The organism is Bordetella petrii, assembly GCF_020991325.1.
In the GTDB taxonomy this organism is placed as follows: Bacteria; Pseudomonadota; Gammaproteobacteria; order Burkholderiales; family Burkholderiaceae_B; genus Bordetella_A; species Bordetella_A petrii_E.
Map to the genome: position 1 here is coordinate 1 of NZ_JAJMLX010000148.1, position 11,335 is coordinate 11,335.

Annotated in this window: 9 protein-coding genes and 1 pseudogene; 6 read left to right on the plus strand and 4 right to left on the minus strand. The window is 66.8% G+C overall.

All coding sequences use genetic code 11. The annotated features are described in order from the left end of the window. The coding region (locus tag LPZ50_RS15160; protein WP_230662301.1) for a DEAD/DEAH box helicase at window positions 1-1,420 on the minus strand (1,420 nt) is incomplete at its 3' end. Between the two features lie 274 nt (window positions 1,421-1,694). Continuing rightward, window positions 1,695-2,453 (minus strand): uracil-DNA glycosylase, encoded by a 759-nt coding sequence (locus LPZ50_RS15165; RefSeq protein WP_230662302.1) that lies wholly within the window; start codon window positions 2,451-2,453, stop codon window positions 1,695-1,697. A gap of 69 nt (window positions 2,454-2,522) precedes the next feature. Between LPZ50_RS15165 and LPZ50_RS15170 the strand changes: the two genes are divergently transcribed. After that, the gene (locus tag LPZ50_RS15170; RefSeq protein ID WP_230662303.1) at window positions 2,523-3,035 is read left to right on the plus strand and encodes a hypothetical protein; all 513 of its coding nucleotides are present in this window, start codon (window positions 2,523-2,525) and stop codon (window positions 3,033-3,035) included. 25 nt (window positions 3,036-3,060) lie between these two features. Here the strand turns inward: LPZ50_RS15170 and LPZ50_RS15175 are convergent, their stop codons facing one another. Then, on the minus strand, window positions 3,061-4,077 hold the full coding sequence (locus LPZ50_RS15175) for an amino acid ABC transporter substrate-binding protein (protein ID WP_230662309.1): 1,017 nt from the start codon (window positions 4,075-4,077) through the stop codon (window positions 3,061-3,063). A 259-nt stretch (window positions 4,078-4,336) separates the two neighbouring features. On the opposite strand from LPZ50_RS15175, the gene LPZ50_RS15180 reads away from it, so the two are divergent. Together LPZ50_RS15180 and LPZ50_RS15185 are read left to right on the plus strand one after the other, a co-directional pair. Continuing rightward, complete coding sequence (locus tag LPZ50_RS15180; RefSeq protein ID WP_230662304.1) at window positions 4,337-5,557, plus strand: NnrS family protein; 1,221 nt, start codon at window positions 4,337-4,339, stop codon at window positions 5,555-5,557. 124 nt (window positions 5,558-5,681) lie between these two features. After that, window positions 5,682-6,515, plus strand: coding sequence for a MurR/RpiR family transcriptional regulator (locus LPZ50_RS15185; RefSeq protein ID WP_419195600.1), 834 nt, complete (start codon window positions 5,682-5,684; stop codon window positions 6,513-6,515). A 281-nt stretch (window positions 6,516-6,796) separates the two neighbouring features. Here the strand turns inward: LPZ50_RS15185 and LPZ50_RS15190 are convergent, their stop codons facing one another. Beyond that, a complete protein-coding gene (locus tag LPZ50_RS15190; protein WP_230662306.1) occupies window positions 6,797-7,606 on the minus strand; it encodes an HAD-IIA family hydrolase in 810 nt (269 codons plus the stop codon). A 153-nt stretch (window positions 7,607-7,759) separates the two neighbouring features. On the opposite strand from LPZ50_RS15190, the gene LPZ50_RS15195 reads away from it, so the two are divergent. From LPZ50_RS15195 to LPZ50_RS15205, 3 genes and pseudogenes are all read left to right on the plus strand, one after another. Next, the gene (locus LPZ50_RS15195) at window positions 7,760-7,933 is read left to right on the plus strand and encodes a hypothetical protein (RefSeq protein ID WP_230662307.1); all 174 of its coding nucleotides are present in this window, start codon (window positions 7,760-7,762) and stop codon (window positions 7,931-7,933) included. 55 nt (window positions 7,934-7,988) lie between these two features. Next, on the plus strand, window positions 7,989-10,157 hold the full coding sequence (locus tag LPZ50_RS15200) for a phosphocholine-specific phospholipase C (RefSeq protein ID WP_230662308.1): 2,169 nt from the start codon (window positions 7,989-7,991) through the stop codon (window positions 10,155-10,157). 124 nt (window positions 10,158-10,281) lie between these two features. Next, window positions 10,282-11,335, plus strand: a pseudogene (locus LPZ50_RS15205) (hypothetical protein); the annotation flags it as partial.

Genomic DNA, 11,335 nt, shown 5'->3' on the forward strand with positions numbered 1-11,335 from the left:
CGCGAACACGAGCGCGAGCGACACGGCGCCGACGACGGTGATCAGCCAGCCGAAGATCGCGATGCCGCCGGTGGCGGCGAGGTTCGCGGGCAGCATGAAGACGCCGGAGCCCATCATGTTGCCCGCGACCATCAGTGTGGCGGGAATGACGCCGATCTTCGGCGCGGAAGCCGCGGCCGCCTTCACGGAACTGCGGGCGATCGCCGCCAAAGCCGCCGGGCCGCTTGCCGAAAGGCTTGCCGCCACGGCCGCCGGGGCCGCCCGTGTAGGGGCGGGGGGTGCGCTTGGGTTCCAGGCCGGCGATGGTTTCCGGGGTGATGGATTGGCCGATGTAATGTTCGATGCGGCGAATCTTGTGGCGTTCGGCATGCGTGGCCAGCGTGAAAGCCTGGCCGTCGCGGCCGGCACGGCCGGTGCGGCCGATGCGGTGCACGTAGTCTTCGGCTTGCATGGGCAGGTCGAAGTTCACGGCGTGGCTGATGCCCTGCACGTCGATGCCGCGAGCGGCCACGTCGGTGGCCACCAGGATGCGCACCTGGCCGCGCTGCAGCTGGGTCAGGGTGCGGGTGCGCTGGCGCTGGTTCATGTCGCCATGCAGCGCCGCCGCCGCGAAGCCCTGGTCTGCCAGGCGGTCGGCCAGGTCGTCGGCCCCGCGCTTGGTGGCGGTGAACACAATGGCTTGGTCCAGCTTCACGTCGCGCAGCACGTGGTCCAGCAGTTGCATCTTGTGGCTGGCATCGTCGGCGTACAGCAGGCTTTGCGTGATGTTGGTGTGCTTTTCCTTGTGGCCGGCGATTTCGATGCGCTGCGGTTCGCGCATCATGCGCGCCGCCAGCTTGGCCACGGTGCCGTCCAGCGTGGCCGAGAACAGCAGCGTCTGGCGTTCTTGCGGCAGGCGTTCGACGATGGTCTCGATGTCTTCGATGAAGCCCATGTCCAGCATGCGGTCGGCTTCGTCCAGCACCAGGGTGTGCACAGTGTTCAGCTTGACGCGGCCGGCCTTCAGGTGGTCGATGAGGCGGCCGGGGGTGGCCACCAGCACGTCCACGCGGCGCGACAGGGCCTTCAGCTGCGCGCCGTAGGGCATGCCGCCCACCACGGTGGCGGTGCGCAGGCCGGGCAGATTGCGGCCGTACGAGCCCGTAGCATCGGTAACCTGCATCGCCAGTTCGCGGGTGGGCGTCAGCACCAGCACCTGCACGCCCACGCCCTTATTGCCGGGCTGGCCGGCAATGCGGTTCAGCGCGGGCAGCATGAAAGCGGCGGTTTTGCCGCTGCCGGTTTGCGAAGACACCATCAGGTCGTGGCCGGCCAGCGCTTGCGGAATGGCGGAGGCCTGCACGGGCGTGGGGGTAGAGAAGCCCGCTTCTTGAATGGCAGACAGCAGGGTGGGCGCCAGGCCCAGGGAATCAAAAGACATTACTTGTCCTTGCCGCGTAAAGCGGCGCATGTGCCGGGCTAGCCGAAGGAAAGTAGGCCGGATCCGGGCAGCGGTTGATGGAGCATCGGGCCGACCGGATCAACCGTGCGCGCGGCGCGTTACAAGAAACGCGAGGCGAAAGGAAAGGAGGTCAGGAATCGATGGTATCCGGCATGGGGTCGGGAAATCAGGCCCGATGAACTGCAAATAGCGCGCATTTGAGAAAGCGGAAGCGCGGGATAAATGCCGGAACAAATTTTGTGCAGTGCCGCGATCATAACCCGAATTCGCCTTGGCGTACATCCCCCTCTTCCGTAGTCCAGTCAATAGGGGTTTTGCCTTGGTCGGCCAGCCAGGCGTTCACCTGGGCAAAATGCCCGCAGCCCAGGAAGGGCGCCGGGGGGCGCCGGGCCGACAGCGGCGAGGGATGGTTGGCCATCAGTACCAGGTGGCCGCTGTTGTTGGGCAGCAACGCCCGCTTGGCCTGGGCATGCGCGCCCCACAGCAAAAAGGCTTTGGGGGCCGGATCGCGGGCCACCAGGGCGATCAGGGCGTCGGTTACCGTTTCCCAGCCACGCTTGGCGTGCGAGGCCGGCTGGCCGTCTTCCACGGTCAGGCTGGTGTTCAGCAGCAGCACGCCTTGGCTGGCCAGACGCGACAGGTCGTTGCCGCGGGGCAACGGCGTACCGGGGCAGTCCTGGGCGATCTGGGCAAAAATATTGCGCAGGCTGGGCGGGCGCTTGCAGTCGTCTGGCACCGAGAACGCCAGGCCCTGCGCCTGGCCGGGGCCATGATAGGGGTCTTGTCCCAGGATCACCACCCTGACGTCGGACGGCGCCAGCCCGTCCAGCGCGCGGAACGGGGTGGCCGGATACACCACGGCGCCATCGGCCAGCCGCTGTTCCACGTGGGCGGTAACGTCGGCCAGCGCCCGGGCGACCACGGGGGTATCGAAAGCGGCCCGCCAGGCGGCGGGCAGGCCGGCCGCCTGGGCGGCCAGGGAATTTTTCTGCAGGCGGTTGTCGAATGGCATGGGCGGATTTTTGCACAGCCGCCGCCGTCGGAAGTACAGTAGACGAAGCGTTACTCAGGAAACACGACCATGAAGTCCCGATTCCGGCGCGCGGCCGCGGCCGCCGTCATTCTGGCAGTATCCAGCGGCCAGGCCCTGGCCCATGGCGGTTATTCCGGTTGGTGGATCGGCGGCGCCGCGCTGCTGGGCACCGGCATCGGCATCGCCCTGAGCACCGGCCCGCGCTGGGGCTATAGCGGCATCACGTATACCACCCCGCCCCTGTACTACCCGGGGCCGCGGTACGGCTATGCAGCGCCGGCGCCGGTCTATGTGGCTCCGCCGGTCAGCTACGCAGCCCCGGTTGTTACCTACGAAGCCCCGCGCGTGGCGTCGTCCAGCCCGGACATCATCGCCTATCCGGCCCATGGCCAGAGCGATTCGCAGCAGGCGCGCGACCGCGAAGAGTGCCGCCGCTGGGCCATGAACCAGAGCGGCTTCGACCCGGACAACATCAGCCAGTACACCACCGGCGTATCCATCGATTCGTTCAACCGCGCCATGGGCGCCTGCTACAAAGGGCGCGGCTACAGCATCAATTGACGGCGCCGCGCCCAGGGCCGCGCCGTCAGCGTATGGGCAGGGCGTACATCAGGCCGCCGTCGGTCCATTGCGCATTCAGGCCGCGCTCGATCTTCAATGGGCTGCCCGCGCCCACGTTGCGGTCGAAGCTTTCGCCGTAGTTACCCACCTGCTTGATGATGTGGTACGCCCATTTCTCGTCCAGCTTCAGATTCGCGCCCGCGCCCGGCGTCACGCCCAGGATGCGGCGGATGTTCGGGTTGGCGCTCTGGGCCTGCTGATCGACGTTGGCCGACGTAATGCCGTATTCCTCGGCCTCGATCATGGCCGACAGCGACCAGCGCACGATGTTCAGCCACGCGTCATCGCCCTGGCGCACGAACGGCCCCAGCGGTTCCTTGGAAATGATCTCGGGCAGCACGACGTAGTCGTCCGGATTCTGCAGCTTCGAGATGCGTATCGAGGCCAGCCCCGAGGCATCGGTGCTGAAGACATCGCAGCGGCCGGCGGCGAAGGCGTTGACCACTTCGTCGAAGGTTTCGATGACCACCGGCTTGTAGTCCACCTGGTGCGCGCGCGCCCAGTCGGCCAGCGTGTTTTCGTTGGACGTGCCCGTCTGCAGGCAGATAGTGGCGCCGTTGAGTTCGGTGGCGCTTTTCACGCCCAGCGACTTGGGCACCAGGAAACCCTGGCCGTCATAGAAGTTGATGCCGGCATGGATGATGCCCAGCGCCGTGTCGCGCTGCTGCGTGACGGTGGTGTTGCGGGTCAGTACATCGATTTCGCCGGATTGCAGCGCGGTGAAGCGCTGCTGCGAATTCAGGGGCACCACCTTGATCTTGCCGGCGTCACCGAATACCGCGGCCGCGATCGCGCGGCATACGTCCACGTCCAGGCCGCGCCAGACACCCTTGGCATCCGGCGCCGAAAAGCCGGCAAAGCCGGTGGTGGTGCCGCAGCGGACTTCGCCGCGCTGTTTCACGATGTCCAGCGTGGCGCCCTGCGCGCCGGCCGCCGCGCCCAGCAACAGCGCGGCGCCGATCAATCCTTTTGCAATCTTCATCATGTGCTTCCCGTAGACCCGCGCCGCCACAATGCCGGCGGGGTGTGTCGAACCGGGAAGCGTAGCGAGCTTGGCCCGGCTCGCCAAATAACCCTGTTGTCATAAGATATATACGCCAGTTGGGTTTGAGATAGCGCAAATAATTACGCAATAAACCATAGGTCTACGCAATAAGATGAATCGCATTGCGTTCCGGGATGGCTAGACTGATTCGCCACCGTGCCTGTCGCGCGGCGCATGCTTATTTGCTCGATACATCATGGCCCAGATCCGCATCTCACCTTCCGCTTTGCACCGGCCCGACGAACCCCAGCCATCGCCACCCTCGGGGTGGGCGCTGTTCGCACTGGGGTTCCGGCCGTTCTACCTGGCCGGCGCCATCTTCGCGGCGCTGTCCGTGGCCATATGGGCCGGGCAATTGGCCGGCGTGCTGCCGCCGCCGCCGGGAACCATGGGCCTGGTGCTGCTGTGGCACGCGCATGAAATGGTGTTCGGTTTTTCCGCCGCCATCGTGGTGGGGTTCCTGTTCACGGCCGGGCGAGCCTGGACCGGGGTGGATACGCCGGCGGGTGCTGCGCTGGCCGCGCTGACGGCCTTGTGGCTGGCGGGCCGGCTGGCCATGTGGTTTGCGCCGGCGCCCCTGGCGGCGGTGCTCGACGGCCTGTTCCTGCCCCTGGCGGCCCTGGCTTTTACCCGCGTGCTGATGCGTTCGGGCAACCGGCGCAACTATCCCATGGCGCTGGCGCTATGGGTCTATGGGGCCATCAATCTGGCATTCCATGCCTTTGCCTGGCAAGGCGACGCCGGCCTGGCCCTGCGCGCCTGCGTGGCCGGCCTGGCCTTGCCGGTATTGTTCGTGGCGGTCATTGGCGCGCGCGTGCTGCCCATGTTCACCACCAACGCGGTGCCGGGCTTTCGCTTGAAGGCCAATCCGCGCCTGGGCAAGCCCATCGTGGTCTCTACCATCCTGGCGCTGCTGGCCTGGGTGTTCGCCGCGCCGGGCTGGCTGACCGCGCCGCTGGCGCTGTTGGCGGCGGCATTGCTGGCGGTGCGCGTGGCGGGCTGGCGCGGCTACGCGGTGGGCAACCGGCCAATACTGTGGATTCTGCACCTGGCCTATGCCTGGCTGCCCGCGGGCTTCGTGCTGCTGGCGGCCGGCGCCATGGGCTGGATCATGCCGGGGGTGGCCGAGCACGCGTTCGCCGTGGGCGTGGTGGGCACCGCCATCATCGCCATGATCACGCGCACGGCATTGGGCCATACGGGCAGGCGGCTGGTGGCCGGCCGCTCGGAAATCGCCGCCTATTGGCTGATCGTGGCCGCCGCGTTGTTGCGGGTGGCGGGCCCGCTGGCATGGCCTGCCGGGTACCTGCACTGGGTGTACGGGGCCGCGGTGTGCTGGGTGGCGGGTTTCGCGCTGTACGCGCTAACCTACGCGCCGCACCTGGCGCGCCCGCGCGTGGACGGCAAACCGGGCTGATTCCAGCGTCATCTGCCTGTGCGAAAATGGGCCGCTACCCAGCCTGCCCATTGCCATGGCCACTACCAAGAAGCCTGCTGCCACCGGCGCCGAACCTCCCGCAGCGCAAGCGGCGCCGCCCGCCCTGCTGGCACGCATCGAAAGCCTGCTACCCACCATGGGGCCGGCCGCGCAGCGCATCGGCGAGTTCGTCATCAGGCATCCCAGCCAGGTGGTGCACATGTCGGTCAGCGAAGTGGCGGAAAAAACCGAATCCAGTGAAGGCAGTGTCATCGGACTGTGCAAGCTGGTGGGCGCCACGGGCTTCCAGCAATTGAAGATTGCGCTGGCCCAGGAAATCGTGCGGCCGGTGCAATACATCCATGAAGACCTGGCGCCCGAAGACAGCGCCGCCGCCGTGGTGGGCAAGATTTTCCAAAGCAATATCCAGGCCTTGCAGGAAACCGCATCGGTGCTGGACACCGATGCCCTGCAGCAGGCCGTGCAATTGCTGGCGCGGGCGCGCCGCATCGAAATCTACGGCATCGGCAGTTCGGCCACGATTGCCGAAGATGCCCACTACCGCATGCTGCGCATCGGCCTGAACGCCACCGCCGTTACCGATTCGCACGTGCAGGCCATCAGCGCCTCGCTTACCGGGCCGGACGTGGCCGTGCTGACCATCTCGCATTCAGGCAGCACCCACGAAACCGTGCTGGCCACCCGCCTGGCCAAGGAAGCCGGCGCGCGCACCATCTGCATCACCAATTTCGGTAAATCGCCCATCCAGGCGCATGCCGACGTGCTGTTGCACACCATGGCGCGCGAAACCCGTTTCCGCACCGAGGCCATGACCAGCCGCCTGGCCCAGCTGGCCATCATCGACGCCCTGATTGCCTGCCTGGCCCTGGCCAACTACGACAAATCCGTGGCCACCCTGAAAAGCACCTTCAACGTCCTGTCGCTCAAGCGCTATTGAATCGCCCGCGCAAGCGCTCAACTCTGTCGCAAGCACTGCCAGGCCAGGTGTCAGGCTCCCGAAGGGTGCCTGACACCATCCTACTGAGACGATCGTGGCACACAGCGGTGTCTGGCACCCGATGGGAGCCAGACACCCGGGTCGATGCCGTCAAGCTAGTGCCATGGACGCCCGACCCGGCATGCCACCGCCCGAATGGCTCAGGCAGGCGTGCAGGGCGCCTGCCTGAGCCGGCCCCGACGACGCCAGAAGAACGCGACAAGCCCCGCCGCACCACACCGCTACCCGCACCTCAGCCTCATGGCCAGCAACTCCCCCGGCGTACCCGCGACAGCCTGCGCGCCATTGCCTATCAGCACACACCGTAACCCCGCGCGCGCCGCGCCGGCGGCATCGGTTTGCGGGTTGTCGCCGATCACCAGCGTATTGGCCGGCGTGCTGCCCAAGCGGCGCAGGCCTTCGCGGAACATGGCCGGCCCCGGCTTGCCCACGGCATGCCACGATGCCGCCGTGCAGGCCTGGACCGCGCGCAGCAGCGCGCCCGTTTCAGGCACTACCTGCCCATCCGGCCCGGGATGCGTCAGGTCGATATTGCTGGCCACCAGTTTCGCGCCGTGCGCCAGTTCCTGCGTAACCTGGACCAGCGCCGCATAGTCGAAGCGCTTGTCCAGCGCCAGCGCCACCACCTGCGCATCGCAGTCCACCAAGTGGCAGCCGCGCGCCGCCGCCTGGCGGCGCAGCGCCGGTGAGGCCCGCAGCAGCACCCGCTGCCCCGCGTGCCGGGCGCATAAATAGTCCACCAATTGCTCGCCCGCCAGTATCAGGTCGCCGGTGCGCACGGGCAGGCCCATGCCGCGCAGCCGCCGCGCCATCTGGCGCGCCGTGTGCGTGGAATTGTTCGACACGATGACATAGCGGCCGCGAAAGGCATGCAGCAATTCCGCCGCGCCGTCGATGGGCTCGTGCTCGCGGATCAGCGTGCCATCCAGGTCCAGGATCAGGTTGGCGCCGCCCGCGCGCCAGCCGTGCATTTCAGGGGCGGACGGGGGCCAGGCCGCGCAAGGCAGGGCGGGGGAATCGAAGGCAGGCATGCAGCGGTTTCAACGGGTCGGCAAAGGCCCGCAGTGTAGCTGAGTAATACTCAATTATAAATAAATCAATTTTGAATTTAATTCATTCGCTTGTCATGTTGCCTGCCTAATCTGCCTTCATCCGACGTCTCCCACCCCATGAGGACTTGTGTGATGAACCCCCTATCTTCCCGCCCCTGGGCCGCGCTGGCCGCCAGCCTGCTGTTGTGCCTGGTGGCCGCCTGCGGCAGCGGCAGCGATGACGATGACTCACCCTCCCAGCCCGAAACGCCCGAAGAGCCTGGCGATCCCGGCGGCCAGCCTGCCCAGTTGCGCTGTGCGCCCTGATCGCGCCCGCACCCGGCCGCGTACTCCTTTCCCTCTTTTTGTGTGAGACCCATCCATGAGCAAGTCTTTCCCTCCGGTGCCCGGCGACGTGGCTCCCCGCAGTGCGAACCGCCGCGACTTCCTGCGCAAATCGGCCGGCGCCATGGGCGCGCTGTCGGCGGCCGCCATGCTGCCGGCGTCCATCCAGCGCGCCCTGGCCATCCCGGCCGCCGTTGACACCGGCACCATCAAGGACGTCAAGCACATCGTCATCCTGATGCAGGAAAACCGCGCGTTCGACCATTACTTCGGCGCGATGCGCGGCGTGCGCGGTTTTGGCGACCGCTTCCCCATTCCGCTGGAAAGCGGCAAGCCGGCGTGGTTCCAGTCTGATGGTACCCAGGAAGTGCCCCCCTACCACCTGGACCGCGAATCGATGAACGCCATCTTCGTGCCAGGCACGCCGCATTCGTTCTCGGATTCGCAAGCGGCCTGGAACCAGGGCAAGTTCGGCCATTGGGCCCTGCACAAGAAAGTGCATTCGATGGGGTACTACCGCCGCAACGACATTCCGTTCCAGTACGCGCTGGCCGAGGCATTCACCATTTGCGATGCCTACCACTGTTCGATTACCACCGGCACCGACCCCAACCGCATCGTGTTCTGGTCGGGCTCGAACTTCAACCCGGAACTGGGCCGCCTGGGGATCAACTGCACCGACTCCGATTCCGAACCCAACAATCTGCGCTGTTGGATCACGGGCGCGCTGCCCGATCCGGGCTACACCTACCAGGGCTCGTCGTTCAAGTGGCCCACGCTGCCCGACCTGCTGGAAAAGGCTGGCGTCAGCTGGCGATTCTACCAGGACCCCAACAACAACTGGACGGGCGCCATGCACGGCGGCCTGGCCTTCGAATCGTTCCGCACCGCGCCGCAGGGTTCGCCGCTGTACGAAAAGGGCATGACGCACTACAGCCTGGAACGCCTGACCGACGACGTGCGCAACGACACCCTGCCCGAGGTGTCGTGGGTGCTGCCGTGGCCCGCCGTGTCCGAGCATCCCAGCGGCGGCGGCAGTACCTCGCAGGGCGCCGACTACATCTCGCGCGTGCTGGACGCCCTGACCGCCAACCCCGACGTGTGGGCCAAGACTGCGTTCTTCATTACCTTCGACGAGAACGATGGCCTGTTCGACCACCTGCCGCCGCCGGCCGTGCCTTCGTACGATGCCGACGGCAAGCTGATGGGCAAGTCCACCGTGCCGCTGGACGGCGAATATTTTTCCGACCCCGCGCGCAAGTACCTGAAGGCCGAAGACACCATCAGCGGCACCACCCGCCCCTGGGGCCTGGGCCCGCGCGTGCCCATGTACGTGATCTCGCCGTGGAGCCGCGGCGGCTGGGTCAGCTCCGAAGCCTTCGACCACACCTCGCTGGGCCGCTTCCTGGAAAAGCGCTTCGATATTACGGTGGACAGCATCAGCCCCTGGCACCGCGCGGTATGCGGCGACCTGACTTCGGCCTTCGATTTCGAGACGCCCAACGACGCGGCATTTCCCTCGCTGCCCGACAACAGCGACTACGCGGCGCAGGAAGCCCAGCAGCGCGCCCTGCCGCGCGCCGATCCGCCGTTGACGGCCCAGCCGCTCTTCCAGGAAACCGGCACGCGCTATTCGCGGGCCTTGCCGTATGAATTGCATACCAGCGCCCGCGTGGGCGACGACGGCCGCGTCACGCTGATCTTCAGCAATACCGGCAAGGTGGGGGCGGTGTTCCACGTGTACGACAAGAATCACCTGGACCTGATTCCGCGCCGCTATACGGTAGAGGCCGGCAAGACGCTGGAAGACGTGTGGGACGCGTCCCTGGACGGCGGCGACTACGAACTGTGGGTGTACAGCACCAACGGTTTCGTGCGCACCTTCAGCGGCAACAGCGCCAGCGGCGCCCAGGTCGAGGCGCAGGTCTGCTACGACGTGGAGAACGGCGCCGTCTACGCAAAGGTGGCCAACCACGGCAACGCCGCCGCCGCGGTGGAGTTGCAGGCCAATGCCTACCGCGCCGACGGCCCATGGCAGCTGGAAGTGCCCGCTGGCGAAGTGGCCGAGCAGCACTGGATGCTGGCCGACAGCGGCAACTGGTATGACTTCACCCTGATTGCCGATGGGGTTTCGCGGCGCTTCGCCGGCCGTATCGAAACCGGCAAGCACGGCATCAGCGACCCGGCCATGGCCACCGCCATCTGAACCGGCACGCCGCGCGCGGAATGCCCCGCGCGCGGCATCCATACTGACTTCGAGGCTAGACATGAAATGCAAAAACACGGCCCCGTGCGGGCCGGGAATACGCTCGGCCCTTGCTGGCGTTGTCTTGGCGGCCGCCGCGGGCGCGGCGCAGTCGCAACCTGTGCAATGGGACGGATCCAACTATGCGGTGGGCAACAACGCCGGCCAGAATGTTTCCTCCTTGTGGAACCAGGCCATAGGTGAAGGTGCGGGTTCGAATGTGTCGGGCGGCAATGCCAACCAGGCCATCGGCTACTACGCCGGCACCAATGTGCAGGGGGGCTGGAACCAGTCGTTCGGGCGCAGCGCGGGGCAGAATGTCACTGGCAACTACAACAATGCCGTGGGCTTCTGGGCGGGCACCGGCGTCACGGGCAGCCAGAATACCGCCATCGGATCGAACGCCGGGCGCAATGTGGCGGGCAGCAACAACCAGGCGCTGGGCAACGGGGCGGGGCAGAACGTGTCCACCAACTGGAACGTGGCCATCGGCGAGGGCGCCGGTTCGAATGTGGGCGGCAAGAACGCCAACCAGGCCATCGGCTACTACGCGGGCACCAATGTGCAAGGCGGCTGGAACCAGTCGTTCGGACGCAGCGCGGGGCAGAATGTCACGGGCGACTACAACAACGGCTTCGGGTTCTGGGCCGGCACCGATACGCGGGGCAATCAGAATACGGCCCTGGGCTCCAACGCCGGCCGTAATGTCACGGGCGATTCCAACCAGGCCGTGGGCCAGGAAGCGGGCCGCAATGTGGTGGGCAACAGCAACCAGGCCGAAGGCCAGAATGCGGGCCAGCAAGTGCGCGGTGACGCCAACCAGGCCAGCGGCAAGAACAGCGGCCAGATCGTTGCCGGCGACAACAACCTTGCTACCGGTTCCTACGCGGGCAGCGAAGTCACGGGCAGCAACAACCAGGGTATCGGCCTGGGGGCGGGGCGCGGTGTCGCGGGGTCGAACAACGTGGCTCATGGCACGGGCGCGGGCCTGGGTGTGCAGGGCAGCGACAACGTGTCCATCGGGTCGGAAGCCGGACGCACCATCACCGCGAACCGTGCGGTGTCGATCGGCACCGAGGCCCGCGCCAGCGCCGACGACAGCGTGGCGGTGGGCTCGGGCGCCCAGGCGTCGGCGGCCA